Source organism: Nocardia sp. NPDC050435 (genome assembly GCF_040655395.1).
Lineage (GTDB): Bacteria > Actinomycetota > Actinomycetes > Mycobacteriales > Mycobacteriaceae > Nocardia.
In genome coordinates, this window is sequence record NZ_JBFAJW010000015.1 from 86,824 (window position 1) to 112,458 (window position 25,635).

The 25,635-nt window shown below is 69.8% G+C and carries 23 protein-coding genes; 9 read left to right on the top strand and 14 right to left on the bottom strand.

Annotated elements, in window-relative coordinates; all coding sequences use genetic code 11:
• Positions 1–27: 27 nt before the first annotated feature.
• A complete protein-coding gene (locus AB0I43_RS36330; protein ID WP_356978680.1) occupies positions 28–822 on the bottom strand; it encodes a sigma 54 modulation/S30EA ribosomal C-terminal domain-containing protein in 795 nt (264 codons plus the stop codon).
• A 182-nt stretch (positions 823–1,004) separates the two neighbouring features.
• Between AB0I43_RS36330 and AB0I43_RS36335 the strand changes: the two genes are divergently transcribed.
• Positions 1,005–2,750: a GAF domain-containing sensor histidine kinase gene (locus AB0I43_RS36335; protein WP_356978678.1), complete on the top strand. Its 1,746-nt coding sequence runs from the start codon at positions 1,005–1,007 to the stop codon at positions 2,748–2,750.
• Here AB0I43_RS36335 and AB0I43_RS36340 read toward each other — a convergent pair.
• Positions 2,747–3,892 (bottom strand): beta-ketoacyl synthase N-terminal-like domain-containing protein, encoded by a 1,146-nt coding sequence (locus AB0I43_RS36340; protein ID WP_356978676.1) that lies wholly within the window; start codon positions 3,890–3,892, stop codon positions 2,747–2,749. The genes AB0I43_RS36335 and AB0I43_RS36340 overlap by 4 nt on opposite strands.
• 135 nt (positions 3,893–4,027) lie before the next feature.
• Here AB0I43_RS36340 and AB0I43_RS36345 point away from each other — a divergent pair, with 135 nt between their 5' ends.
• From AB0I43_RS36345 to AB0I43_RS36355, 3 genes are read left to right on the top strand one after another with little or no spacing between them, the layout of a single operon-like run.
• Positions 4,028–5,467: a diguanylate cyclase gene (locus tag AB0I43_RS36345; protein WP_357433482.1), complete on the top strand. Its 1,440-nt coding sequence runs from the start codon at positions 4,028–4,030 to the stop codon at positions 5,465–5,467.
• 9 nt (positions 5,468–5,476) lie between these two features.
• Entirely contained in the window at positions 5,477–5,803 is a 327-nt protein-coding gene (locus tag AB0I43_RS36350; protein ID WP_356978672.1) for an antibiotic biosynthesis monooxygenase, read from the top strand.
• 43 nt (positions 5,804–5,846) lie between these two features.
• A complete protein-coding gene (locus AB0I43_RS36355; RefSeq protein WP_356978671.1) occupies positions 5,847–8,114 on the top strand; it encodes an ATP-binding domain-containing protein in 2,268 nt (755 codons plus the stop codon).
• Between the two features lie 52 nt (positions 8,115–8,166).
• Here AB0I43_RS36355 and AB0I43_RS36360 read toward each other — a convergent pair whose 3' ends face one another.
• The 3 genes from AB0I43_RS36360 to AB0I43_RS36370 form a co-directional block, all read right to left on the bottom strand.
• Entirely contained in the window at positions 8,167–8,619 is a 453-nt protein-coding gene (locus AB0I43_RS36360) for a universal stress protein (RefSeq protein WP_356978669.1), read from the bottom strand.
• 294 nt (positions 8,620–8,913) lie between these two features.
• Complete coding sequence (locus AB0I43_RS36365) at positions 8,914–9,327, bottom strand: DoxX family protein (RefSeq protein WP_356978668.1); 414 nt, start codon at positions 9,325–9,327, stop codon at positions 8,914–8,916.
• Between the two features lie 54 nt (positions 9,328–9,381).
• Positions 9,382–10,239: a helix-turn-helix domain-containing protein gene (locus tag AB0I43_RS36370; protein WP_356978667.1), complete on the bottom strand. Its 858-nt coding sequence runs from the start codon at positions 10,237–10,239 to the stop codon at positions 9,382–9,384.
• A 71-nt stretch (positions 10,240–10,310) separates the two neighbouring features.
• Here AB0I43_RS36370 and AB0I43_RS36375 point away from each other — a divergent pair, with 71 nt between their 5' ends.
• On the top strand, positions 10,311–10,781 hold the full coding sequence (locus AB0I43_RS36375; RefSeq protein ID WP_356978666.1) for a VOC family protein: 471 nt from the start codon (positions 10,311–10,313) through the stop codon (positions 10,779–10,781).
• A gap of 30 nt (positions 10,782–10,811) precedes the next feature.
• On the opposite strand, the gene uvrB is transcribed toward AB0I43_RS36375, so the two are convergent.
• Positions 10,812–12,983: an excinuclease ABC subunit UvrB gene (uvrB, locus tag AB0I43_RS36380; RefSeq protein WP_356978664.1), complete on the bottom strand. Its 2,172-nt coding sequence runs from the start codon at positions 12,981–12,983 to the stop codon at positions 10,812–10,814.
• Between the two features lie 275 nt (positions 12,984–13,258).
• Between uvrB and AB0I43_RS36385 the strand changes: the two genes are divergently transcribed.
• Together AB0I43_RS36385 and AB0I43_RS36390 are read left to right on the top strand one after the other, a co-directional pair.
• Positions 13,259–13,894 (top strand): hypothetical protein, encoded by a 636-nt coding sequence (locus tag AB0I43_RS36385; protein ID WP_356978662.1) that lies wholly within the window; start codon positions 13,259–13,261, stop codon positions 13,892–13,894.
• A 78-nt stretch (positions 13,895–13,972) separates the two neighbouring features.
• On the top strand, positions 13,973–14,497 hold the full coding sequence (locus tag AB0I43_RS36390; protein WP_356978660.1) for a DUF402 domain-containing protein: 525 nt from the start codon (positions 13,973–13,975) through the stop codon (positions 14,495–14,497).
• A 1-nt stretch (position 14,498) separates the two neighbouring features.
• Here the strand turns inward: AB0I43_RS36390 and coaE are convergent, their stop codons facing one another.
• Complete coding sequence (gene coaE / locus AB0I43_RS36395; protein ID WP_357433484.1) at positions 14,499–15,671, bottom strand: dephospho-CoA kinase; 1,173 nt, start codon at positions 15,669–15,671, stop codon at positions 14,499–14,501.
• A gap of 296 nt (positions 15,672–15,967) precedes the next feature.
• On the opposite strand from coaE, the gene AB0I43_RS36400 reads away from it, so the two are divergent.
• Positions 15,968–16,189: a hypothetical protein gene (locus AB0I43_RS36400; RefSeq protein WP_356978657.1), complete on the top strand. Its 222-nt coding sequence runs from the start codon at positions 15,968–15,970 to the stop codon at positions 16,187–16,189.
• A gap of 50 nt (positions 16,190–16,239) precedes the next feature.
• Here AB0I43_RS36400 and AB0I43_RS36405 read toward each other — a convergent pair whose 3' ends face one another.
• From AB0I43_RS36405 to AB0I43_RS36430, 6 genes are all read right to left on the bottom strand, one after another.
• A complete protein-coding gene (locus tag AB0I43_RS36405) occupies positions 16,240–17,637 on the bottom strand; it encodes an MATE family efflux transporter (protein ID WP_356978656.1) in 1,398 nt (465 codons plus the stop codon).
• 3 nt (positions 17,638–17,640) lie between these two features.
• The gene (locus tag AB0I43_RS36410) at positions 17,641–18,747 is read right to left on the bottom strand and encodes a cysteine synthase family protein (RefSeq protein ID WP_356978655.1); all 1,107 of its coding nucleotides are present in this window, start codon (positions 18,745–18,747) and stop codon (positions 17,641–17,643) included.
• Positions 18,744–20,081 (bottom strand): alanine racemase, encoded by a 1,338-nt coding sequence (locus AB0I43_RS36415; protein WP_356978654.1) that lies wholly within the window; start codon positions 20,079–20,081, stop codon positions 18,744–18,746. Before AB0I43_RS36415 ends, AB0I43_RS36410 begins: the two co-directional genes overlap by 4 nt.
• Complete coding sequence (locus AB0I43_RS36420) at positions 20,072–21,037, bottom strand: ornithine cyclodeaminase (protein WP_356978652.1); 966 nt, start codon at positions 21,035–21,037, stop codon at positions 20,072–20,074. Before AB0I43_RS36420 ends, AB0I43_RS36415 begins: the two co-directional genes overlap by 10 nt.
• A gap of 64 nt (positions 21,038–21,101) precedes the next feature.
• Entirely contained in the window at positions 21,102–22,529 is a 1,428-nt protein-coding gene (locus AB0I43_RS36425) for an SPFH domain-containing protein (protein ID WP_356978650.1), read from the bottom strand.
• Positions 22,530–22,614: 85 nt separating this feature from the next.
• Positions 22,615–23,316, bottom strand: coding sequence for a TetR/AcrR family transcriptional regulator (locus AB0I43_RS36430; protein WP_356978649.1), 702 nt, complete (start codon positions 23,314–23,316; stop codon positions 22,615–22,617).
• Between the two features lie 88 nt (positions 23,317–23,404).
• On the opposite strand from AB0I43_RS36430, the gene AB0I43_RS36435 reads away from it, so the two are divergent.
• On the top strand, positions 23,405–24,085 hold the full coding sequence (locus tag AB0I43_RS36435) for an NAD(P)H-binding protein (RefSeq protein WP_356978648.1): 681 nt from the start codon (positions 23,405–23,407) through the stop codon (positions 24,083–24,085).
• 56 nt (positions 24,086–24,141) lie between these two features.
• Here the strand turns inward: AB0I43_RS36435 and rpsA are convergent, their stop codons facing one another.
• Positions 24,142–25,614 carry a 30S ribosomal protein S1 gene (gene rpsA, locus AB0I43_RS36440; protein WP_356978647.1) on the bottom strand — a complete coding sequence of 491 codons (1,473 nt, stop codon included), beginning with the start codon at positions 25,612–25,614 and terminating at the stop codon, positions 24,142–24,144.
• Positions 25,615–25,635: the final 21 nt, after the last annotated feature.

Below are 25,635 nucleotides of genomic sequence, written 5' to 3' on the forward strand. Positions count from 1 at the left end.
CACCGCTCGGCGCTCCGGGCCCGGAAACTACTCCGGCACCACGATGCTCAGGTCACCGTCGTACCGGCGGTAGAGCAGGCGACCGCGGCCGGTGTCGGCGTCGGTGAAGAAGAGATAGGCCAGGCCCGAGCGGCACAGCCAGGCCGCCGCGTCCAGCTCCGTCAACTGCGGGGCGGGCTCCGAATCCACCGTCAGCGGAAGGGCATCCCCCGCCGGCTCCTCCGGCTCGGCCGTGCTGTGCTGGCGCGTCACCCCGACCCCGAGTAGTTCGCTCCAGTGCACGATCGCCTCCTCCCCCGTCTCCTGATCGGTGAAGAGGTAGGCGTCGTAATCCATCGCGTCCAGGATCGCCATCGCCTCGTCGGGCGTGCCGGTGAGCAGCGAGACCGACTTGCGGCGCACGATCGGACGCGGCTCGGTGACCCGCGCCAGCGGCGGGCGCGCCGGATCCGGCCACGCGCGAGACTGATTGGAGGCCAGGCGCGCGATCTGGCGATCCAGGCGCTCCACCGCGAAGGTGACCGCGAACCCGCGCGGACCGGTGACCTGCACCCGCGCCGGAGTGTCGTGCAGGCGCACATTGGCCTGCACGACGGTGGGCTGGTCCCCGTCGGCGGGTGCGGTGACCCGCACGCGCGCCGGGACATCCAAGTGGTGACGCCGGAGCACTCGGCCGATAGCGCGGACCGCGCGGGTGACATCCGCTGCGGGAACGGCGCCGCGAGTGGTGACCGCGAGATCGGGATCGGCGGCCGTGGTCCACTGCTCCGAGTTGCCCCGCGCGTTGCCGCGCTCCGAATACAACGCCTGCGACGAATTCATAGGACACCTCTACTCTCTATTCACCTGATGCCCCTATCCCACTCCCGCAACGTTGCCGCGAACAGGGCCGAAAGTCCTTGATCCGCGAATTAGACTGGGATGAGCGCACTTCGCGCCCCCGCTGAATCCGCCCCACCCCACCGGCTCCGCCGGTTGCCATCCCCCGAGGACAGGAAGTCGAGATGGCCGACGACCCCGGCAACGACCTGTACTCGGTGCGCGACACGCTCTCCCAGCTACGTCTGCGCGAGCTGCTCAGCGAGGTCAAGGAGCGTGTCGAGCTCATCATCGACTCGCGCGACCGGATGGACGGCCTGGTCGAGGCGATGCTCACCGTCACCTCCGGGCTGGACCTGGACGACACCCTGCGCGCCATCGTGCGCACGGCGACCAGTCTGGTGGACGCCCGCTACGGCGCGCTCGCCGTGCTCGGTCACGACCTGCAGGTCGCCCAGTTCCTCGACGAGGGCATGGACGAGCAGATCCGGGAACGCATCGGCAAACTTCCGGAGGGGCACGGCGTGCTCGGCGCGGTGTTCCATCGCAGCAAACCGCTTCGCCTGGAGGACCTGACCGAATATCCGGAGTCCGTGGGCTTCCCGCCCGGCCATCCGCCGATGCACAGCTTCCTCGGTGTGCCGGTGCGGATTCGCGACGAGGTCTTCGGCAGCCTCTATCTCACCGAGAAGGCCGGCGGGCACCCCTTCACCGAGGACGACGACGTGCTCGTGCAGGCGCTGGCCGCCGCCGCGGGCATCGCCGTCGACAACGCCCGGCTCTACGAATCCGCGCGCACCCGGCAGGCCTGGATCGAGGCCACCCGCGACATCGCGACCGAATTCCTCGCGGGCACCGAATCCGAGGAGGTACTCGCGCACGTCGTGGAGCACGCCCGCACGCTCACCGGTTCGCAGCGCGCCTTCCTGGCCGGCGCGACCGGCGCCCAGCGCCGCGCCGCCGAAGTGCACGAGCTGGTGCTGACGCACTGGGCCGGCGCCGGGGCCGGGCACGAGGGCTGGCTGGTGCTCACCGAGGGCACCGCGCTGGGCGAGGCCTTCCAGCGCCGCACGCCGCTGCGTTTCGACGACGCCGGGTCGATCGATCTCGGAATCCCGCTGGCCGAGGTCGGCCCGGCGCTGATCCTGCCGCTGTGCACCCCGGATGCGACGCTGGGCGTGCTGGTCGCGGTGCGCCCGCCCGGATCCGCGCCGTATCCCGACGAACTCGTCGAGCTCACCGCGGCGTTCACCGATCAGGCGGCGCTGGCCATGCAGCTGGCCGGCACCCAGCGCCGGATGCGCGAGATCGACCTGCTCGCCGACCGCGACCGCATCGCGCGCGATCTGCACGACCACGTCATCCAGCGACTGTTCGCCATCGGGCTGAGTCTGCAGGCCGCCGTCCCGCAGGCCCAGGTGCCCGAGGTGAAGCAGCGGATCGCCACCGGCGTCTCGGATCTGCAGGAGGTGGTCCAGGAGATCCGCACCTCGATCTTCGATCTGCACGGCGGCGACGCCCAGATCAACCGGCTGCAGCAGCGCCTGGAAAACGCGGTGCGCCAGCAGACCTCGGACACGCCGCTGCGCGGCAGCCTGCACGTCACCGGGCCGCTGTCGGTGCTCGAGGCCGAGCTGGCCGACCATGCCGAGGCGGTGGTGCGCGAGGCGGTGAGCAACGCGGTGCGCCATTCCGGCGGGAGCCTGGTCACGGTGGAGATCAGCATCGACGACAACCTGACCATCGTGGTGATCGACGACGGCTGGGGCATCCCGCATCACGTCATCCGCAGCGGGCTGCGCAACCTGGAGCAGCGCGCCGAGAAAGCCAACGGCGAGTTCATCATCGGGCCCGCGCTGCGGCCCAGCGGCCATCCGGAAGAGCTGCCCGGCACCCGGCTGTGCTGGTCGGTGCCGCTGCCGCCCGGTTAGCCGGGCTCCCCGAGGACGAGCATCGAATTATGGCCACCCATACCGAGCGACACCTTCAGCGTCGTACCGCCCCGGAAGGGCTGCGGCCCGTCCAGCAGCCGCGGATGCGCCTGCGCGACGATCGGCGCGGTCGCCGCGATCCGGCGCTCGTAGCCGATGGCCGCGGCGGCCACCTCCACGCCGGCGGCCGCGCCCTGGGCGTGCCCGGTCAGCGGCTTGAGCGCGGTGATCAGCGGGCCGTCGTCGAACATGCGCGCCATCAGGTCGCACTCGGCGGCGCTGCACTGCCGGGTGCCGGTACCGTGCGCGCTGAGATAGGCGATGTCCTCGGGGCGCAGCCCGGCCTGGGTCAGCGCGCGGCGCGCGCAGTCGAAGATCTGGGTGTGGTCGGGTTCCACCGAGACCACGTGATAGGCGTCGTTGGTCATGGCGCCGCCGAGCACGGTGGCATAGGGCCGGTCCACGGCCCGGCTCAGGACGAAGGCCATCGACGCCTCGCCCATGCTGAAACCGCGGCTGCCGCGCTGGAACGGACGGCAGGCGTCCATCGGCTCGGCGTCGGCGACGGCCGCGCCCATCTGCACGAAGTGCTCGAGCATGTCCGGCGTCGCGGACATGTCCGAGGCCACGCAGATGACGTCGTCGGCGACCCCGGAATCGAGCCAGAGCTTGGCGGTGATCAACCCGACATTGGCCGAACTGCAGGCCGCGGACACGTTCATGGAGGGGCCGTGGAAGCCGAATTCCTGCATCAGCATCGAGATCGGTGTGGACGGCAGCAGCGGCAGGTAGTCGCGGGAGCGGCGGTGGCCGTGGTCGACCAGGTAGAAATCCCGCCAGTTCACCACGTCGCCGAGCACGATGGCGTGCACGACGCCGACGGTGCGGCCCGGGCGCCACCCGCGCGCGGTGGCGTCGGCGACGGCCTCGCGCGCCGCCTCGTGCATGGCGCGGCCGTACCTGCTCTTGCTGATCGCCGGATCGCCACCGTCGGGTACCAGCGCCACCCAGGCCTGCTCGTCGCGTCCGCGACCGTAACCGGACCGGAGCGTGGCCGCGGACTTGCCGCTGAGCAGGCCCTGCCAGAGCGCTTCGCGTCCCCAGCCGTACCCGGTGACCGCGCCGATCCCGGCAATCGTCATATGATCTTGGTGCTGGACGGTTCTCGCATTGACGCCTGGCATAGCCTTGCTCCTCGGCCTGCGCTGTGGCGCGGGGCTACCGCGACACCGACGTGATCTTGTTCATGTCGATACCAGGATAATTCCCATGTTCCAATGGCCATGAGTCGGTTCGAACGGATCGGGGGTTCGGAGTTGGGTTCGGAAAGGGCAGACGGCGAGAACACCCCGGCAAGCGCGTCCGATGCCGAGGAGATCGCGCAGCGGTACCGGTCGCTGGCCGATCACACCCCGGACGGGATCTGTGTGCACCAGGCCGGTCTCGTCGTCTACGTCAACCGGGCCACCGTGCGGCTGCTGGGCGCGGGCACGGCCGAGGACATCGTGGGCCGGCCCGTCACCGGCTTCGTGCATCCCGACTACGTGGCCGGCATGCTCGACCGGATCAGCCACCTCACCGCCGTCGGCGACGCCTCCGTCCCCACCGAGATGCGGCTGCTGCGCCTGGACGACGCGCGCCCCGTCCCGGTGGAGACGGTCTCGGTGCTCATCCCCTGGCAGCACGAGTTCGCCTACCAGGTGGTCATCCACGATCTCACCGCGCAGCGCGCCGCCGAACAGGCGCAGCGCCGGGCCGAGGACTACTTCACCACCGTGGTGTCGCAGTTGGAGGAGGGTGTGGTCGTCATCGACCGCGGCGGCCACATCATGTCCGCGAACCCGGCCGCCGGGCGCATCTTCGGCCGGCCCGAGCATCCCGAGGAACTGGTCGGCCTGAGCATCCACGAGCTGCCCATGGTGCTGCTGGACGCCAACGCCCAGCCGCTGCCGCCCACCCGGCACCCGATCGCGCGCACCCTGGAGACCGGCGAGACCATCACCGGCTACACCTTCGGCGTCGATCGCAACGACGGGCAGCGCCGCTGGCTGCAGGGCAGCAGCCGGCTGCTCAACCCCGAGGACCCGGACTCCCCCGCCGTCTCCTCCTTCGCCGACGTCACCGAATTCCGCGCCAGCCGCAGGCAATTGGAGTACCAGGCCACCCACGATTCGCTCACCGGGCTGGCCAACCGTTCGCTGATCCTGTCCCAGCTCGCGGCCGCGCTGGCCACCTCGGGCACGGCCGCCGACGCCGTCGGCGGGATCGGCAGGTCCGGCGACCAGCACGTCTCCACCGTGCTGTTCATCGACCTGGACGGATTCAAGGCGATCAACGACACCCTGGGCCACGCGATCGGCGACACCGTGCTGCAGATCGTGGCGCAGCGGCTGCAACGCGCGCTCCGCGGCGACGACGTGGTCGGCCGCCTCGGCGGCGACGAATTCCTGGTGCTGCTGGCCGGGCCGACCCGCCGCGAAGACCTCGAGGCACTGGTGCAGCGGCTGCGCTCGACCATGTCCGAGCCGATCGTGGCGCGCGGGCACCGGATCGAGGTCAACGCCTCGATCGGCGTCACCGAGCTGGTGGCCGGGGATCACCGCACCCCCGAGGGCGTGCTGCACGACGCCGACGTGGCGATGTACCGGGCCAAACCGGTGGGCGACCGCGAGGCCACCGTCAAGGGACGCCGGCCCAACAACACGCACGCGTCCTAGGGTTGCCGGGTGATCATCGAACACGCCCTGCTGCCCGTCCGCCCCGAGTCGGCCGACGCCTTCGAGGCCGCCTTCGCCGAGGCCCGGCCGCTCATCGCGGGCATGCCCGGTTTCCGGCGGCTGACGCTCTCGCGCTGCGTGGAGCAGCCCGGGCACTACCTGCTGCTGGTCGAGTGGGACCGCCTCGAAGATCACGTCGAGGGGTTCCGCGGCGCGCCGGAATACCAGCGCTGGAAGGCGCTGCTGCACCACTTCTACGAGCCGTTTCCCACCGTCCTGCACTTCGACCCGGTGACGCTGCCCGCGGTGGCGGCACGCCGGGAGAATTCGCAGTAGACTCGACAACCTTGTTTTCACGCGGTGACCCAAGGAGTTCAGTTTGCCCGACCCCCTCGCACAGAGCCGCGAGATCGAACAGGAGCAGGCGTACCTGTCGGTACTGTACGACCGCCTCGACGGCATGCGCGCCTACGCGAAGAACCGTCTCAAAACCGTGCTGCTGGAGACCGGCGGCACGCCCCAGGCCCGCAGTGAACGCGAATCGTTCAGTCAGCTCTACAACGAGGATCTGGCCAAGTACGACGCCGCGGAACACGGATTATGTTTCGGGCGCATCGATCTGGACGGCGACGAGGCCGCCCGCTACATCGGCCGCCTCGGCATCCTCGACGAGAAGGACGACTACGAGACGCTGCTGCTGGACTGGCGCGCGCCGCTGGCCCGGCCCTTCTACCTGGCCACCACCGCCGCGCCGGACGGCGTGACCAGACGCCGCCACATCCGCTCGCGCAACCGCCGCGTCACCGCCGTCAACGACGAATACCTCGACCTCGCGGCCGCCGAACGCGCGGGCATGGTCGAGGGCGAGGGCGGCGTGGGCAGCGAAAGCGCCCTGCTCACCGCCCTGAACGCGGCGCGCACCGGCCACATGAACGACATCGTGGAGACGATCCAGTCCGAACAGGACGCGATCATCCGCTCCGAGCACAAGAGCGTGCTGGTGGTGCAGGGCGGGCCGGGCACCGGCAAGACCGCCGTCGCGCTGCACCGCGCCGCCTTCCTGCTCTATACCTACCGCCAGCAGCTGGCCAAGAGCGGCGTGCTGATCATCGGGCCGAACGCGACCTTCCTCGACTACATCGGGCAGGTGCTGCCCTCGCTCGGCGAGACCGGCGTGCTGCTGTCCACGATCGGCGATCTGTATCCCGGCGTGAAGGCGACCCGCGAGGATTCGCTGCGCGCGGGCGAGCTGAAGGGCTCACTCGACATTCTCGAGGTGCTCAAGCAGGCGGTGCGCGACCGTCAGGAAGCGCCGGCCGAACCGATCCGGCTCAGTTTCGACGGCTACCCGGTGACGCTGGACCGCAAGATCGCCACCCGCGCGCGGGGCCGGGCCCGGTCCTCGCGCCGCGCGCACAACCTGGCGCGGCCGATCTTCGCGAGCTCGGTCATCGACGCGCTCACCGATCAGGTCGCCCAGACCATGGGCGCGGATCTGTCCGGGGGCCAAAGTCTGCTCAGCCGCACCGATCTCGCCGAGATCCGGGACGAGATGAAATCCGATCCCGAGGTGCAGGCCGCGATCGCGAAGCTGTGGCCGATCCTGTCGCCGCAGGAGGTGCTGGGCGATCTGCTGGCCGATCCGCGGCGGCTCGAGCGCGTCGCGTCCGGGCTGTCGGCGGCGGACCGGGCCGAACTCGCGCGCCCGGACACCGGTGAGTTCAGCGCGGCCGACGCGCCGCTGCTCGACGAGCTCGCCGAACTGCTCGGCGTCGACGACAGCGAGGAGCGCGAGCGGGCCCGCCGCCGCCGGCACGCCCAGATCGCCGAGGCCCAGGAGGCGCTGGACATCCTGGCCGGATCGGCCGCCGCCGAGGTCGAGGACGCGCTGGACGCCGACGAGATCCTGATGGCCTACGACCTGATCGACGCCTCCCAGCTGGCCGACCGGCAGTCCTATCGCGCCAACCAGACCACCGCCGAGCGCGCCGCCGGGGACCGCACCTGGACCTACGGCCACGTCATCGTCGATGAGGCGCAGGAGCTTTCGGAGATGGCCTGGCGCATGGTGATGCGGCGCATTCCGAATCGGTGGATCACCGTGGTCGGCGACGTCGCCCAGACCGGCGACCCGGCGGGCGCCACGTCCTGGCGGCGCATGCTGGAACCCTATGTGGCGCAACGGTGGAAGCTCACCGAGCTGACCGTGAACTACCGCACGCCCGCCGAGATCATGATGGTGGCGGCCGACGTGCTCGCGGCCATCGATCCCGGCGTCACCGTGCCGCGCTCGGTGCGCGAGAGCGGGAACCCGCCTGCGGCGCACCGGGTTCCGGCCGCCGAGCTGCTCCCGGCGACGCGCGCGGCGGTGGCCGGCGAGCAGGGGCCGGGCACCAGCGCGGTCATCGTGCCGCACGAGCTGCTGGCCGAATTCGCCGAGCTGGCCGGGGAGTCGGTGTCGGTGCTCACCGTGCACGAGGTGAAGGGCCTGGAATTCGACGCGGTGTTCCTGGTGCAGCCGCAGGTCATCCTGGACGAGTCGCCGCGCGGGCTCAACGATCTCTACGTCGCGCTGACCCGGGCGACCCAGCGGCTCACCGTGTTCCACACCGGCGAGCTGCCCGAGGTGCTGCGCGCCCTGCGCTGAGACGACCGAAGCCCCGTACCGCCGGGCGGTACGGGGCTTCGGGGTGTCCGGGCTAGCGGACGGTGTGCACGATCAGCACGTCCGAGCGCGACTTGCGCGCCACGTCCGAGGGCACCGACCCGAGCAGGCGCCCGGCCAGGGTGTTCAGGCCCCGGTTGCCGACCACGAGCAGATCGGCCTCGACCTCGCGGACGAGGTTGAGCAGGGACTCGACCGGCTCGCCCACCACGGAGCGCTCCACGATGTCCTTCGCGCCGGCCGCGGCCGCGCGGTCGCGGGCGATGCGCAGGATCTCGTTGGTCGGCGCGGAACCGCGGACCTGGTAGGCCTCTTCCTTGAGCACATCGGCGGCAGCGGCGACGTCGCGGTCGTCGGTCGGGTAGTAGGCGCAGGCGACGATCAGCGTGGCCTCGGCCGCGCCTGCCAGCGCGGCGGCCTTCTCGACGGCGACGTACGACGAGTCCGAGCCATCGGTACCGACAACAATGGTCCGGTAGGCGGTCATCTTTCCTCCAACTTTGGGTCGGGTGCCTACGTACGGCGCATCCGAGCAAGTCGGAGCACCGTCGCGGCGACTGCGGTCGACCATAGCCGCAAAACGCGGGGAAATATCAGAAATCGCAACACATCACACTTCGCGGTGTCGGGCTTTCACCGCGATCCTCCAGCGCGTGAATGGCACGGGGCCGAAGCTACCAGCGCCGATCCAATTCGCCTCGGCCATTACTGTGACGCATCACAACTTTTCCCGAAGACGGTTGCCGCCCTGGGAGATTCATCACAGCGGCGAAACGGCGGCTCAGCGACCGAAAAGCGGACCGGTGACGGTGAGGCCGAGTTCGGGGGTGTGGGCGAAGAACGCGCACAGCATCAGCGCCGCGCCGATCAGGGCCAGATTCTTGTTGAACTGGACCATCTGCGCCTGCTTGGCCTGCGGATCGGAGTCCTTCCAGAAGGCGTGCATCAGGAAGGTCACCGGGAGCAGCACGAGGGCCAGCAGCAGCATCCCGGCGTCGGCCCAGATCCCGAGCAGCACCATCAGCGCGCCCAGCACCATCAGCGCACCCGACACCAGCACGCCGGCCTTGGGCGCGGGCACCCCCTGGCTCTGCGCGTAGCCGGCCATGGCCTCGGTATTGCCGAAATGCCCCATTGCCGAGCCGAGGAACAACACCGAGAACAACACCCGGCCGATCAGCACCACTGCGTCCACAGTCTCACCTCTCCGAGTATTCGCTGCGCGGGGAAATACCGGCGGAGCCCCCGCTCAATCCTCGGGCGCGAACTCCTGGGCCGAGCGTAACGAATTGCGGGCATATTCCAGCGGAGGCATTCCGACTTCCGCGGCGAACTCGCGGGAGAAATGCGCCTGATCGAAATAGCCGAGGTCGAGTGCGAGCGCCGCCAAATCCGCGGTGCGGCCGTGGGCGAGCAAGTCGGCGCCGTCCTGCAACCGGTAGCGGCGCAGCACCCATTTCGGCGCGGCGCCCACATAGCGGCGGAACAGGCGCTGCAGGGTGCGGATCGGAATATCGAAGCGTTCGGTGACCTGATCGACGCGGGTGAGTTCGGGATCCTCGGCCATCGCGGTGACGATCCGGACCACCAGCCGGTACGCCGCGTCCGCGCCGGCGGCGCGCGGCGCCAGATACGCCTCCACCAGAGCGCGGCGCTGCTCGTCGGTCGGCTCCGCGAGCACCCGGTCGGACAGTTCGGCGGCGTCCGGGAAAACCTCCGTCAGGTCGACGACGCGGTCACGCAGTGTGCCGACATCCATCCCGGTGAACGCGCCGAAGCCGCCGGCGCGGAAGCGCACGCCGAAAGTCTCTCCGGCTCCGGACAATTCGCGAATGTACTTGGTGGTGCACACGCCGTTGACGAATCCGCCGACCCGGGCGCCGTCGCGTTCGAAGGTGACGTTGACGCACGGAAACGACAGCACCTCGGCCGAATACGGCTCCCGGCCGCGCAGATCCCAGCGCACCGACCAGTACCAGTCGACGAATTCCGTGAGCGCCGGGCCCACGGGCAGCCGATTCAGCACGCGGTGCCTGGCCTGCTCGGCCGGATGCAGAATCCCCTTGGCCCCGTCCAGGGGCGCGGTGGCCGGGGTCCATTTCGGCATTACCGCCGCCGCCGATCGCGGTGTCGCGTTCTTACAAGACCATTTCCGGGCCGCCGAGCAGCATTATCGGCATGACGAACACCGTGAATCCGATCCCCGCCGGTTACCACTCGATCACCTGCTTCCTGGCTGTGGCCGACGCCAACAAGGCCCTGGAGTTCTACACCGCCGTGTTCGGCGCCGAGGTGATCAGCCGCAACGACCTCCCGGACGGCCAGCCCGCCCACGCCGAGCTGAAGATCGGCGACTCCACCCTGCAGATGGGCATGCCCATCCCCGACAACGGCGTGCAGGCGCCCAACGGCGAATGGGTGCACACCTCGATCGTGCACTACTGCCCCGACGTCGACGCCACCATCGCCCGCGCCCGCGAGCACGGCGCGCGCACCGCCGAGGAACCCCAGACCTTCGTCACCGGCGACCGCTTCGGCGTCGTCATCGACCCGTTCGGCCACCGCTGGGCCGTCATGACCCGGGTGGAGGACGTCCCCCGCGAGGAGGCCGAGCGCCGGGTGAACGAGTGGATGGCCACCCAGAGCTGAACCGCGGGAACCGCTGCCGGGCATCACGACTCAGCTCAGCCCGGCGGCGTCCATGCCGCGCAGTTCCTTCTTCAGGTCGGCGATCTCGTCGCGCAGGCGGCCGGCCAGCTCGAATTGCAGCTCGCGGGCCGCGTTCATCATCTGAGCGGTGAGTTCCTTGACCAGATCGGCGAGTTCGGCGCGCGGCATCGACTTGATGTCGCGGCCCTCGTAGACCCCGGCACTCACGGCGCGGCCCGGCTCGCCCTGCGCGCGCCGGCCGCGGCTGGCATTGCGGCCGGAGCCGCCGACGGCGACCTCGGAATCGTCGGCCTCCTGATAGACCTGATCCAGGATGTCGGCGATCTTCTTGCGCAGCGGCTGCGGGTCGATGCCCATTTCCTCGTTGTAGGCCACCTGTTTGGCGCGCCGGCGATCGGTCTCCTCGATGGCGTGCTGCATCGAGTCGGTGATCTTGTCGGCGTACATGTGCACCTCGCCCGAGACGTTGCGGGCGGCGCGGCCGATGGTCTGGATGAGGCTGGTGCTGCTGCGCAGGAAGCCTTCCTTGTCGGCGTCGAGGATCGCGACCAGCGAGACCTCGGGCAGGTCGAGACCCTCGCGCAGCAGGTTGATGCCGACCAGGACGTCGTACTCGCCCAGCCGCAGCTGGCGCAGCAGCTCGACCCGGCGCAGGGTATCGATCTCGGAGTGCAGGTAGCGCACGCGCACGCCGAGCCCGAGCAGGTAGTCGGTGAGATCCTCGGACATCTTCTTGGTGAGCGTGGTGACCAGCACGCGCTCGTCGCGCTCGGTGCGCAGGCGGATCTCGTGCACCAGATCGTCGATCTGGCCCTTGGTCGGCTTGACGATGACCTTCGGATCCACCAGGCCGGTCGGGCGGATGACCTGCTCGACCACCTCGCCGCCGGCCTGGCCCAGCTCGTACGGGCCGGGCGTGGCCGACAGATAGACCGTCTGCCCGATCCGGTCGGCGAACTCCTCCCAGGTGAGCGGGCGGTTGTCGACCGCCGAGGGCAGCCGGAAGCCGTACTCCACCAGGTTGCGCTTGCGCGACATGTCGCCCTCGTACATGCCGCCGATCTGCGGCACCGTCACGTGCGACTCGTCGATGACGAGCAGGAAATCGTCGGGGAAGTAATCGAGCAGGGTGGCCGGCGCGGAACCGGCGGGGCGGCCGTCGATGTGGCGCGAGTAGTTCTCGATGCCGGAGCAGAACCCGACCTGGCGGATCATCTCGAGGTCGTACTGGGTGCGCATGCGCAGCCGCTGCGCCTCCAGCAGCTTGCCCTGGCGCTCGAATTCGGCCAGGCGCTGTTCGAGTTCGGCCTCGATTTCCCGCACGGCGCGTTCCATCCGGTCCGGACCGGCGACGTAGTGCGTGGCCGGGAAGATACGCAGCCGCTCCACCTGGCGGACCACGTCGCCGGTGAGCGGGTGCAGGTAGTAGAGCGCCTCGATCTCGTCGCCGAAGAACTCGATGCGGACCGCGAGCTCCTCGTAGGAGGGGATGATCTCGACCGTGTCGCCGCGCACCCGGAACGAGCCGCGCACGAAGGACATGTCGTTGCGGGTGTACTGCACGTCGACCAGCAGCCGCAGCAGCGCGTCGCGATCGATCTCCTCGCCGACCTCGAGCTGCACCGAGCGATCCAGGTAGGACTGCGGCGTGCCCAGGCCGTAGATGCAGGACACCGACGCCACCACCACGACATCGCGGCGCGAGAGCAGGCTCGACGTGGCCGAGTGCCGCAGCCGCTCGACATCGTCGTTGATCGAGCTGTCCTTCTCGATGTAGGTGTCGGTCTGGGCGATGTACGCCTCGGGTTGGTAGTAGTCGTAGTAGGAGACGAAGTACTCGACGGCGTTGTTCGGCAGCATCTCGCGCAGCTCGTTGGCCAGCTGCGCGGCCAGCGTCTTGTTCGGCGCCATCACCAGGGTGGGGCGCTGCAGCTTCTCGATGAGCCAGGCGGTGGTGGCCGACTTGCCGGTGCCCGTCGCGCCGAGCAGGACGACATCGCGTTCGCCGGTATTGACCCGGCGCTCCAGCTCGGCGATCGCGGCGGGCTGGTCACCGGCGGGTTTGTGCTCGCTGACCACCTCGAACCGGGCGTCGGTGCGCTCGATCTCGCCGACGGGCCGGAACTCCGAATGCGCCAGCGGACGGTCGCCCTCGGCGGGGATCTCGGTTGCGAAAGCCATGCTCACCAGCCTAGAACGCGGCACCGACAAGTTCCGCCCGCCCGCGGGAGCAGACCGCGGATCCGGGTGATCGATGTCTCATCATCCGACCGGTCGGCATGTTTCCCCGCTTAGCGGCCGCCGCGGTAAAGGAATCCCACTGCAAGCGTAATGCGCGCGAAATGTCCAGCGTGCCAATCGAATTGGACACCGAAACGCAACATTGGACACGGTGGCGGCGGGGTACTCCAGGAGTAGCCTGATCTGGGTCCACCCCCTTGGTGAAGGAGCTCGCCATGAGCGCTCTGCTTCCGCTGCTTGTCGCCGCGCCGACCGTCACCGGCGTCGCCGGTTACATGGCACGGGGAATGCGTCGCCCGATCCCCGCTACCGCGGGCGGTCGGCTCGACTCGCTTCCCGGTCCGGCGCCGGTCCCGGTCCATCGGCCCTACGTCGAATACTTCGATCTCGCGGAGTTGAGCAATACCGACGCCAGAGGCTTCGTCCGGCCGGTCGAGTGCTTCCACGTCGAACCTTGGGGGCTTTATCTCGCCCGCATCATCGACCGGACGCACTTCCTGCAGTCCTGGCTGCTGCCCGAGCTGTCGCTGCGCGCCACCCTGGTGCACGCCCGCCCCGGCTGCCACGCCAGCCGCGATTACCGCCTGGAGATCGGCGAGTACAGCCGGATCGCGCCGCGCCGCTGGAAGGCGGTCGACCACTACCTGGCGGTCGTCGTCCGCGGCGATCAGTCCGCCGAGCTGCGCGGGGTGGACGAACTGCTGGCCGCCCACTCCGCCGGGCTGGTCAGCGCCGAGCAGTGCCGCAAGGCCCTGGCCGACGCGAACGCGGCGCTGCACGGACTGGCCGCCCACGACTACGACGTGCGGCGCTGGCTGGCCGCCCACGGCGTCGCGCTCACCTGGATGTAAGGGCCCGCGGTCGCGCACGAAACAATTCAGCAACCGCTACGACTCGACGTGAGCCGGTCGACGGTAGATTCTGGATGCATGACACAGGCACCGGCAGTGGACCTGCACCCGCCCAAGGTCGAGTATTTCGATCTCGCGAGCCGGACCAACACGGACCCCAAGGGGTTCGTGCGCGAGGTCGACAGCTACCAGGTAGCGCCCTGGGGCCTGTACATGGCGCGCTCCTCCGATCACGTGGAGTTCCACTACATCGAGTCCTGGCTGCTGCCGGCACTGTCGTTGCGCGCCACCGTGTTCCACTACAACCCGGCGCACCGGCGCGACCAGGACTACTACCTCGATCTGGGCGAGTACAGCCAGGTCGGGGCCCAGAGATGGAAGTCGGTCGACCACTACCTCGACATCACCGTGCGCACCGGGCGCGATTCCGAATTGCTCGACGTGGACGAACTGCTGGCCGCGCACGCCGCGGGCTTCCTCGAGCTGAGCCAGGCGCAGGCGGCGATCGAGCAGGCCGCCGTCACCATGGATGGCATTGCCGCCAACGGCTATTCGCTGGAACGCTGGCTGGCGAGCCAGGACATCGAGCTGACCTGGCGCTGAGTCAGCTCAGCCGGGCGTAGGCCGCGTCGAACCACGGCTCCTTGACGCCGTAGTAGGCCTCGGCCGCCGCCGGGCCGGTCAGCCCGGCGGCCTTGGCCTCGGCCTCGCGCTTCACCGCCAGATACTCCGCGCGCGCGTCGGCGTCGGCGCGCAGCCAGTCCCGGAAGTCCAGCGCGAAGCGCTGCCCGGGGCTGCCCGCGACCCGCAGGTGCACATTGGCCGGACGGCCCGGGTCGGCGGAGCCGTGCAGGCGCTTGGCCCACAGCGCCGGATCCGCGGTGCCCGGCTTCGGATTGTCGGCGACGATGTCCTGCTTGCGCGGGAAACCGGCCTCCGCCAACGCCTCTCGCAGACCGTCGGCGGCCGCCAGGTCCGCGACGGTGATCTGGAAGTCGAGCACGTCCTTGGCGTCCAGGCCCGGCACGGCGGTGGATCCGATGTGATCGATGCGCGTGGCCGCCGCACCGCAGGCCACCCAGAGCCGGGCGATCAAGCGCTGCGCCTGCGCGGCCCACTCCGGATCGGCCGGCGCCAGGCGCAACGCGCCCTTCGGGGCGGGTGTCCGGGTGCGCTTGTTCGCCTCGAACGGCACCAGCCGTTCGTGCCAGAGCCGATCCACCACGGCGTCGATCGCGCCGGGCGCGCCGCTGTTGTCCAGCAGTACGTCCGCCGCCGCCCGGCGCTGTTCGTCGGTGGCCTGGGCCGAAATGCGGGCGCGGGCGTCGCTTTCGTCGACGCCCCGGAATTCGACGAGCCGGCGGACCCGCGTTTCCGCGTCGACGTCGACGATCAGCACCAGATTCATCAAAGGCGCAAGCCCATTCTCGACCAGCAGCGGGATATCCTGCACCAGAATCGCGTCCGGAGCGGCCGCGGCGATCAATTCGGCGGTGCGCTTTCCGACCAGCGGGTGGGTAATCGAATTCAGCGTGGCGCGGGACTCGTCGTCGGCGAACGCGCGCGCCGCCAGTGCCGGGCGGTCCAGGCTGCCGTCGGCGGCCAGAATATCCGCACCGAACGCGGCCACCAGCGCGGCCAGTCCTTCGGTGCCCGGCGCCACGACTTCCCGGGCCAGTACATCGGAATCGATAACGACCGCGCCGTGCTCGGCGAGAATCCGCGCCACCGTGGACTTACCCGCTCCCATGCCTCCGGTGAGGCCGATCCGCAACATCGGACCAGTCTCGCATTCGCCGCCCCCAGGCCCGTGCACCACCCACGGCCCCGGCGCGCGGGGTGGCTGATTACCCACCGCCACAGTCGCTTTCACCCGCCCGGCAAACCTTTGCCCGATCCGTGACGACGTCGAGACCATTTCGCAACATTTTCGGCGGAAGCGGGCCGGGACCCGCGAACTTTCCGACACGCCACCCCAATTACTCTCGCAAAATACTCTGCGGCGGCCATTTCTTCGGCTAATCTTCCGCGCAGGCGATCCAGGCCAGAGAACCAGCTAGCAAAGGAACACCATTGGGCACCAAAATCCACCAGACGGGTCGCCACCGTTTGGGTAAGGCGGGGGGCGTGCACTGCATCCACATCCCCGCCGTCGCGGCCGCGCTCACCGAGCATCGCCGCTCTTGGTTAACCACGTTGCTCAGTCCCGCCCGGCACAGCTTCGCCGCGATGCGTAAACGCTCGACGGCGGCCGTCTATTGGGCTCCCGCACCCGCTACCGCGACCGCCGCATGAGCTGACCGCGCAGTGGCCCGCCATTTCCGGCCGGGCCACCGCTTTCGCCGTCAGACCAGTGCGGGCAATGCGGGTTCGGATGTGGTGCGCACTTCGCGCAGAAATGTTCGCCAGACCAATGCGGCGGTTGTCGCGAAGCCCAGGCACAGGCCGAGCCAGACGCCGGGGCCGCGCCAGTCCAGGCCGTAGCCGAACAGCGCCATCGCGGGGACGCCGACCGCGAAGTAGCCGATCAGCGTGGTGCGCAGTCCGGCTCCGGTGTTGCCCAGACCGCGCAGCAGCCCGATACCGAGGTTCTGCGAGCCTTTGCAGTACTGCTGCGCGATCGCGAACCACAGCAGGACCGCGGCGGCCGCGAGCACGGCGTCGTCGTCGTGCCGCACGCCGAGGAACGGGGCGAGCACCGCGTCCGGGAACAGCGCGTAGCACCCGCCGACCACGGTCATGAACCCGAACCCGAGGGTGAACGCCCGGCGGGCGATGCCGCCTACGCCGGCCCGGTCGCCGTGCCCCACGGTCCGGCTCACCAGGATCGACGAGCCCTGGGACAGGCCGATATTCACCTGATAGACGATGTAGGCCAGCTGGTTCACGATGGTGCTCGCCGCCAGCGCCGCCGGGCCGAACCCGCCCATCAGCAGGGTCGCCACCGAGGTCACGGCCGCCTCCGCGCCGTAGGTGAGCGAGATCGGCGTGCCCAGCGCGACGATCCGCCGCACGGTCGCGGGCTCGGCGCGCCGCACCCGCAACGAGAGCAGCGGGCCCAGCACCGGGTCCCGGCGCACGATGGCCAGGTAGACACCGAAGGTCCACAGCTGAACCAGCGTGGTGGACAGGCCGATTCCGGCCGCCCCGAGCCGGGGCAGGCCGAACCACCCGAACAGGAACAGCGCGTTCAATCCGGCGTTGACGGCGATGGACAGCAGCGTCACCCGCAGCAGCGAGCCGGCCCGCCGCATCCCGACCGCGTACTGCCGCAACACGTTCAGCCACAGCATCGGCAGCAGCCCCGGGGCCAGGGTCCACAGGATCGGGCGGGCCAGTTCCAGCACGGCCGGGTCCTGGCCGAGCCAGGCCAGCCCGAAGCCGAGCGCCACCAGCAGCAGCGCGCCCACCGTCGCGGTCAGCGTCGCCGCGGCCAGTCCCGCGCGCACGTAGCCGCGTACCTCGGCGCGCGCCTGATCGTCGAGTTCTCCGCTGCCGGTGCGTTTCTCACCGCGCCCGGCCGCGGCGGCCACCAGGTTGCCGACGCCGGTGACCATTCCGACGCACATGGTCCGAATCTGGTTGTACAGCAGCAGCGCCAGGCCACCCGCCGCCACGGCGGTGACGCCGAGCAGGCCGAACATGGCCAGGTCCACGGTGGTGAGCGCGACCTGCGCGAGCTGAATGCCCGCGAGCGGCGCGGCCAGCGCGACGATCGCGCGATAGCCGGTGGAAGATCTCATGGCTCAGCTCCCTGTCTTGGCCAGCACACGCGCCGCGCGCCGGGCATCGGCGGCGGCCAGGCGCACCGAGGCGTCGTAGGCTTCGAACATTCCCAGGACACGCCGTTGCGCCGCTTCCGAATACAGGCCGCGCGCCCGCAGCCACTCGGTGTCGTACACCGTGTCGAGGTACTTCTCCCCCGCGTCGCACACCAGCACCACCGTGGTGCTGCCGGCGGGCCGGTGCACCAGCCGCCGCAGGGCCGCGAAGACCGCCGCGCCCGCGGTGCCGCCGATCAGGATGCCGATCCGGCGCGCCACCACCCGGGCCGTGGCGAAGGCGTCCACGTCACCGATCCGGCAGTTCTCGTCGATGGCGGCGTAGTCGACATTGCCGCCGACCGGGAACCCAGCCGGGCTGCCCGCACCGGACTGCCAGTAGCGTCCGGCCGCGCCGCCGAAGATGATCGACCCCGCCGGCTCGACTCCGATCGCGCGCACACCCGACCCGAGCCGGCGCAGCTCTTCGACCGTGCCGCACAGGGATCCACCGGTTCCGACCGCGCCGACCAGGTAGTCGACGTCGCTGTGCAGGTCGGCGTGCAACTCCGCGGCCAGCTCGCGATAACCCGCGTTGTTGTGCGGATTGTTGTGCTGGTCGGGGCGATACGCCCCGGTGGCCGCCGCGATCTCGGCCGCCACTCGCCGCCGCTCGACGGTGCTCGGACCGCCCGCGGCGGGGCCCTCGACCCGAACCAGGCGCGCCCCCATGGCTTTCATGGCCCGCAGCTTGTCGGCGGCGGCGTGCCCGTCGACCACGGCGGTGAACAGGTACCCGCGCTCCAGCGCCATCAGGGCCAGCCCGGTCCCGGTATTGCCGGAGGTGGGTTCGACGATGTGCCCGCCGGGGCGCAGCCGCCCTTCGCGTTCAGCCTGGAGCACCATTTCCCGTGCCATGCGCACCTTCGCCGAGCCGGTCGGATTGAACTGCTCCAGCTTCAGCAGCAGCCGGCTGCCCCCGCCGGTGCGGGTGAGCTCCAGCAGCGGTGTGGCGCCGATCAATTCGGAGGCATGGCGGACGACGTTCTCCGGTCGCGGCGCGGTGGCGGCGATCCGGGGCAGGCGCGTCACCGGTCCAACCGCCAGCGCAGCCGGTCGCCGTCGTCGGTGAGCACCACTTTGGGCGGCAACGGCAGCTGATGGAACTCGCTCTCGTTCTTGTCCATCTGATATCCGGCGGTGTTCGGATAGAGCAGCAGGTCACCGCATTCCGGGCGTTGCGGCAGCACGATCTTGCGCCAGGTCAGCACGTCGTACTCCATGCAGCTGGACCCGCCCACGCAGGAGGCGACGGGGGTCGCGTCCGGGTCGATCGCGCGCGGCACCAGGATCGGGTCGGGCAGGAACTCGCTGCCCTTCCACTGCTCGGACACGCTCATGCTCAGGCCCTGCACCGTCGTGATGCCGTGCGCGGCATTGCGTTTGAAGCCGAGCACGGGGAAAACCGTGAAACCGGCGTCGATGAGCAGAGCGCGGCCGGGTTCGAGGAACAGTTCGATGCCCGCGGCGCGCAGGTGCCCGGCCAGTGCGCGGCCGTCGAAGCCGGTGGCCAGGATGGCGTCGAGCATGGCCGCCCCGGCGGGTTCCTGGGCGTAGGGGTAGAACTTCTCGAAACGCTTTCCCGCATGGAACAACTCGCCGCTGTCGTGCTCGAGGAACCGCGCCCAGTCGGCCGGGTCCAGGTAGTTGCAGGCGAAGCCGCCACCGAGCGAGATCGCGGCGATCGGGTGCCCCTGCGCCCGCGCCCGGGCACACCAGGACAGCAGGTCGTAGGCGAGTTCGGCGCGCGGCCGGACCTGGTAGCCGTCGAGATGGAAGGAGAAGCCGATCAGCTCGATGCCCGGGAGCTGTCCGCACCGCGCGATGGCCTGGTCGAGATCGGTGTCGGAGAGCCCGAATCGGCTGTGCGGCGCGCTCGGCGGCAAGCGGCGCAACAGGACTCGTACCCGGCCCGCGCCGGCCGCGAGCACGGCGAGGCGTTCGAGTTCGTCGAGGGCGTCGACGGCCACGACGCAGTCGTGCCGGGCGGCCAGCCGCAGCAGGTCGGCGGTCTTGGCGGCGCCGGTCACGCCGATGTCGCGGCCGCGCACACCGTGCGCCAGCGCGTGCACCAACTCCGGCGCGCTCGCCACGTCCACCGCGCCGCCCTGGTCGGCTGCCACGTCGAGCCAGCACCCCGCCTTGTTCGCCTTCTTGCCGAAATAGACCCGGCCCGCGACGCGGTGAGCGGCGAGCGTGTCGTGGAAGGCGCGCAGGTTCGCGGCGAACTGCTCCGGATAGAGCACGTGGAAGGGGCCGCCGAGGGCGTGCTGGATGTCGAACAGCAGGTGCGGATCCGCGCGCGCCCGGCGCTGCCACGGCTGTTCCAGGGCGGGCAGCGCCATCCGGTCGAGGGTCAGGTCCACAGTCGCACCTGCTGTCCGCGACCGGCCGCCACCGCGCGGGTGGCCAGGGCGTGCGCCACCGGGATGTCGGTGATGATCATGCCGCTGGCGAAGGCGAACACCCGGTCGGTGTCGGCGCGCCGGCCCGGCGCCCGGCCGGCGACGATCTCCGGCAGTTCCGCGTCGATGTGCACCGTGCCGTCGGGTCCGGCCAATCGCGTTCCGGTGACGCCCAATTGGCCGGTGCTGGTCGCGATCGCGTAATCGGCCTGCCGCAGCGCCCCGCTCGCCACGCCCTTGCTGGCCACCGAGACCAGCAGGCCGCCCGGCGGCAGCCAGTCGGTGCGCACCGGCGGATGCGCCGCGCGGCCGGAGGCGACCACCACGATGTCGGAGCCGGCGACCGCCGCGGGCACGTCCGTGACGAGCTCGACCTCACGATCGGGGAACCAGCGGCGCATCGTGGCGACGCTGTCGGCGATGCCGTCGGGATGGGTGCCGAACAGCCGCAGGGTTTCCAGCCCGGGCAGCGCGGTCAGCAGGTACGGCAGGGTGTTGCGGCCCTGCACGCCGGTGCCGATCATCAGCGCGCTGGTCGCGCCGGGCCGGGCGCAGTGCCGGGCGGTGAGCGCCGTGGTGGCCGGGGTGCGGGCCGCCCCGACCCGCTGGCAGTCCATGAACGCGAACGGCAGGCCGGTCGCGTCGTCGTACAAACTGATTGTCGTGTAGTACTTTTCGGCGCTCTGGCTGCCCTGGCGGTAGGACGTCTTGAAGCCGAGGTGTTCGAGCGAGCCGTCGTAACCCAGCATCGAGTACGACACCGCGTCCCGCTCCGGCTGCGGCAGCGGCATCATCAGTTTGACCGGGCAGCAGGAATCCCCTTGCGCGAAGGCGCGATACGCCTCGCCCACTAGGTCGATCACCTCGGCCGGGGTCAGCTCGACGTCGTCCAGGTCACTGCGAGTGAGTACGTGCATGGCGGCATCGTATGCTTACTGACAGTGATTGTCAGTATCGTAGTGACTTACGCCATAACGTGGCTCAGTGCGGGCCCGGCTCGGACCCCTTTGCCGCCGACCAGGTTTCGAGCACCGCGCCGAGCTGACTCAGCAGCGCGGACACCGCGGAGAGATCGCCGCCGATCTGATAGGACTTCAGCTCCGCCGGTTTGGGCAGCTGCCCGACGATCTCGGGGAGCCCGTCGACGAGCTGGGCCTGCAGGTTGGCGGCGTTCTGCGTGTTCGCGGTGTCCACGCGGACCCGCTCCCGCTCCAGCGCGAGCAGCTCGGCGTTGTGCTGGGCCTGCGATGTGGCCGCGGCACGGGACAATTCGCCGTCCAGCTCCTGCCCCCGCAACTCCAGCCGGCGGCGCAGATTCTCGACCTGCTGGTCGTGCTGCTCACGTTCCAGGCGCAGCGCGTGCAGCGCCGTCTCCTGGGCCAGGTCGGCGACCGCGCGCTGATCATCGTGCTCGCGCGTGGTCCGGCGCAGCTGCTCGACGGTTTCCCGGTCGAAGCGGTTGGCCTCGTTGCGAGCCCGCAGCTCGGCGAGTTCGCGTTCGTTCTCGATGCGACGTTCCTCGGCCGCGCGATGCGCGGCCGTCTCGCGGGCCGAGATCACCTCCTGCGCGGCGAGTTCCGCGAGCCGGGCGACCTGGTTCTGCTCACTGCGGTAGGGCTTCTGCAGGTTCTCCCACAGGGTGGCGGAGCTGACGACCGCCTCCTTGATCTGCACGGTGACGATGCGCAGGCCGAGCCCGCGGTCGCCGTTGGCGGCATCGGCCGAACCCTCGGCGACGGCGCGCAGCCGGGCGGTGAGTTCCTCGATGATGGGTTGCTTGTCGCTCAGCACATCCCGCACGCCCATCGTGGACACCTTGTCCTTGATGGCGGCCTCGGCCTGCTCGCGCAGCTGAATATTGACCAGCCGCATCGGATCCACGGGATCGGAGAAATCCAGCTTCCGGTACGCGGTGCCGAAATCCTCGATGATCCACTGCACGTAACCCTGCACCAGCACGCCTTGCAGTTCGCTGCAGATGCAGTAGGCGTTGATCAGGATGGTCTGCATCGCGCCCGGCACCACCAGGTAGGAATCGGTGGCCGGGTTGAAGCCGAACGACACGCCGAGCCCGATGTGCATCGGCTCGCTGCGGCCCCGGCGGGTATGCACCACAAAGGCATTGGGCGGCACCAGCACCGTCTGCCAGCGCCAGAACCCGGTGACCCGCACCTCCACCGGCCCCGTCCCCTCCCCCTGCGGCGTCGTCCCGACGCGCTCGGCGCGCTTGGCCAGCGCTCCGCGCCCCCGTCGCGCGCGCGGCTCGCCGGACGCCCCGGCGGGTGCGGGCGCGCTCGCCGCCGGCGGCAGCGGCGGCACCGGCTTGCGCGTGCGCAGATCGTCCTCGAGCGCGGCCGACTGCGCCACCACCTGGTCCAAATACGTGTTCTTACCCGGATCGCTCCCCATGCGCCGCACAGTACCGGGCAATCACCCCGTCCCCCAGTGGATTTGCGGAGCGATCCGGACCCGCACAGCGAAGCGGCCGGTTCGGTCAGAGGCCGAGAGAACGGACCAGGTCGAGCATTTCGGCGTGATATAGGCGGGCTGGGTCCTGCGATTGCGGACGCAGGTGACCGTAGATCTCCAGGGCGACCAAGCCGTGCATGCGGCCCCACATGCGCAGAGCCAGACCCAGCGCGGAGGGTGGCAGGTCGGGGAAGTCGGCGCGGACGTGCGCGACCAGGTCGGGGTCGAAGTCGGACCAGGTCGTGTCGGCGAAGGTCTGGGTGGCGGCGGCCTGCGGCCAGGCCGCGGCGACCAGCCCGACCAGGCCGTCGCAGGCGCGCAGTTCGGCCGCGCGGGCGGGGCCGCCGGGAGGCGGTTGATAGCCGAGGACCGGGTCGCCGTAGATCAGGCGGAACCCGGCGGGATTCGCCACCGCCCATTCCCGCACCGTCGTCCCCCAGGCCAGGACACGACCCGCCGGATCAGCGGCGGGCACCGCGTCGCGCGCGGCTTCGACGCGGTCGACCAGTTCGGTGTAGACGTCGGAGATGAGGGTGGTGATCAGGTCGTCGCGGGTGGCGAAGTAGCCGTAGAGGGCGCCGGCCGTCATGCCCATCTCGCGGGCGATCGCCCGCAGCGTGACCGCGTCCGGGCCGCTTTCGGCCAGCAGCCGCTGGGCGATCGCCTTGATCTCCCGCGTCGCCTCGGCACGCAGGCGTTCGCGCCGACTCTGCACTTCCTGCACCACGGTTGACACTCTACAGCGTTTGGCTACTATCACCCATGCAGACACTGAACGCCGTGTAGTAAATGCACGGCATGTAGCTAGGAGTGGCATGAAGATCGGAGTTTTCGGCGCGACCGGTGTCATCGGGGCCCGGGTGGTGACCGAGGCGCAGCGGCGCGGACACCAGGTCACCGCCTTCGCGCGGGACGCGGCCCGGTTTCCGGCCGCCTCGGACGGCGCGACCTGGCGGGTGGCGGATTGGCTGGACGCCGCGAGCATCAGCGGCGCCATCGCGGGCCACGACGTGGTGATCAGCGCCGTCAACGCGGGGCACGGGATCGCGGACACCATCGCCAAGGCGGAGAATTTCGTGCTCGGCGCGCGGGCCATGGTCCGCGCGCTGGAGCAGCGGCCGGAGATCCGGCTGCTCGCGGTGGGCGGCGGCGGCAGCCTGGAAGTCGCGCCCGGCATCCAATTGGTCGATACCGGAACGGAATTCACCACCGTTCTCACCGACGTCCTCGGGGTGCCCGCGGAATATCGCACGGTGGTGCTGGCCCTGCGCGAGGCGTTGAATGTCTACCGCCTGTCCAACCGCGACTGGACCTATCTGAGCCCGTCCTCCGGCCGGATCGACCCCGGCGAGCGCACCGGCCGATATCGGCTCGGCGGCGACCAGATGCTGCCCGCCGAGGCCGACATCTCGGCCGAGGATCTGGCGGTCGCCCTGCTCGACGAGGCGGAACGACCACAGTTCCGCCAGCGCCGTTTCACCGTCGCCGCCGCCTAGAAAGCCCGAAGGCCCCGATCCAGTGGATCGGGGCCTTCGAGGTGGTACCAGTGAACTCAGGCGTTGCCGGAGAGCTTCTCCCGCAGCGCCGCCAGCTGCGCGTCGCTGGCCAGCGAACCGCCGGCCGACTCGGTGCTGCTGGAGGAGGAGGAAGCCTGCGAGCCGCTCTCGGAGGAGTAGTTGCCGGCGGCGGTGCCGTTGGCAGCCTCGGCAGCGGCGTCGGCCGCCATCTTCTCCATCTGAGCGGTGTGCATCTTGTGCCGGCGCTCGGCCTCGGCGTAGCGGCTTTCCCACTCTTCCCGGACCTTGTCCGAACCCTCGAGCCACTCGTTGGTCTCGGCGTCGAAGCCCTCGGGGAAGATGTAGTTGCCCTGCTCGTCGTAGCTGTCGGCCATGCCGTACTTCGACGGGTCGAACTCGGCGTGGTAATCCTCGTTCGCCTGCTTCAGCGACAGCGAGATCCGGCGACGCTCCAGGTCGATGTCGATGACCTTGACCATCGCGTCGTCGCCGACGGCCACGACCTGGTCCGGGACCTCCACGTGGCGCTCGGCCAGCTCGGAGATGTGCACCAGGCCCTCGATGCCCTCTTCGACGCGCACGAACGCACCGAACGGAACCAGCTTGGTGACCTTGCCCGGGACGATCTGGCCGATCGCGTGGGTGCGGGCGAACTGACGCCACGGATCTTCCTGAGTCGCCTTCAGCGACAGGGAGACGCGCTCGCGGTCCAGATCGACGTCGAGCACCTCGACGGTGACCTCGGTGCCGACCTCGACGACCTCGGACGGGTGGTCGATGTGCTTCCAGGACAGCTCGGAGACGTGCACCAGGCCGTCGACGCCGCCCAGGTCCACGAAGGCACCGAAGTTGACGATCGAGGAGACCACACCCTTGCGGACCTGGCCCTTCTGCAGCTGGTGCAGGAACTCGCTGCGGACCTCGGACTGGGTCTGCTCGAGCCACGCACGGCGGGACAGGACCACGTTGTTGCGGTTCTTGTCCAGCTCGATGATCTTGGCCTCGATCTCCTTGCCGACGTACGGCTGGAGATCACGGACGCGACGCATCTCGACGAGGGAGGCGGGGAGGAAGCCACGCAGGCCGATGTCCAGGATCAGGCCGCCCTTGACGACCTCGATGACGGTGCCCTTGACGGCCTCGTCCTTCTCCTTGAGCTCCTCGATGGTGCCCCACGCACGCTCGTACTGCGCCCGCTTCTTCGACAGAATCAGGCGGCCTTCCTTGTCCTCCTTGGTGAGAACAAGCGCCTCGACCTCATCGCCCACGGAAACGACCTCGTTCGGGTCGACATCGTGCTTGATGGAGAGTTCGCGGGAGGGGATGACGCCTTCGGTCTTGTAACCGATGTCGAGCAGGACCTCGTCGCGATCGACCTTGACGATGGTTCCTTCGACGATGTCGCCGTCGTTGAAGTACTTGATCGTGGCGTCGATGGCGGCGAGGAAATCCTCGGCAGAGCCGATGTCGTTGACGGCTACCTGCGGCGAGGTGACGGTGGTGGGCATGTGTCGGTTTGCTCCGGACGG

Coding starts and splice junctions, on each gene's coding strand:
- AB0I43_RS36330 (WP_356978680.1), bottom strand. CDS start 822: ATGAATTCGTCGCAGGCGTTGTATTCGGAGCGCGGCAACGCGCGGGGC.
- AB0I43_RS36335 (WP_356978678.1), top strand. CDS start 1,005: ATGGCCGACGACCCCGGCAACGACCTGTACTCGGTGCGCGACACGCTC.
- AB0I43_RS36340 (WP_356978676.1), bottom strand. CDS start 3,892: ATGACGATTGCCGGGATCGGCGCGGTCACCGGGTACGGCTGGGGACGC.
- AB0I43_RS36345 (WP_357433482.1), top strand. CDS start 4,028: ATGGCCATGAGTCGGTTCGAACGGATCGGGGGTTCGGAGTTGGGTTCG.
- AB0I43_RS36360 (WP_356978669.1), bottom strand. CDS start 8,619: ATGACCGCCTACCGGACCATTGTTGTCGGTACCGATGGCTCGGACTCG.
- AB0I43_RS36370 (WP_356978667.1), bottom strand. CDS start 10,239: ATGCCGAAATGGACCCCGGCCACCGCGCCCCTGGACGGGGCCAAGGGG.
- AB0I43_RS36375 (WP_356978666.1), top strand. CDS start 10,311: ATGACGAACACCGTGAATCCGATCCCCGCCGGTTACCACTCGATCACC.
- uvrB (WP_356978664.1), bottom strand. CDS start 12,983: ATGGCTTTCGCAACCGAGATCCCCGCCGAGGGCGACCGTCCGCTGGCG.
- AB0I43_RS36385 (WP_356978662.1), top strand. CDS start 13,259: ATGAGCGCTCTGCTTCCGCTGCTTGTCGCCGCGCCGACCGTCACCGGC.
- AB0I43_RS36390 (WP_356978660.1), top strand. CDS start 13,973: ATGACACAGGCACCGGCAGTGGACCTGCACCCGCCCAAGGTCGAGTAT.
- coaE (WP_357433484.1), bottom strand. CDS start 15,671: ATGTTGCGGATCGGCCTCACCGGAGGCATGGGAGCGGGTAAGTCCACG.
- AB0I43_RS36405 (WP_356978656.1), bottom strand. CDS start 17,637: ATGAGATCTTCCACCGGCTATCGCGCGATCGTCGCGCTGGCCGCGCCG.
- AB0I43_RS36420 (WP_356978652.1), bottom strand. CDS start 21,037: ATGCACGTACTCACTCGCAGTGACCTGGACGACGTCGAGCTGACCCCG.
- AB0I43_RS36425 (WP_356978650.1), bottom strand. CDS start 22,529: ATGGGGAGCGATCCGGGTAAGAACACGTATTTGGACCAGGTGGTGGCG.
- AB0I43_RS36435 (WP_356978648.1), top strand. CDS start 23,405: ATGAAGATCGGAGTTTTCGGCGCGACCGGTGTCATCGGGGCCCGGGTG.
- rpsA (WP_356978647.1), bottom strand. CDS start 25,614: ATGCCCACCACCGTCACCTCGCCGCAGGTAGCCGTCAACGACATCGGC.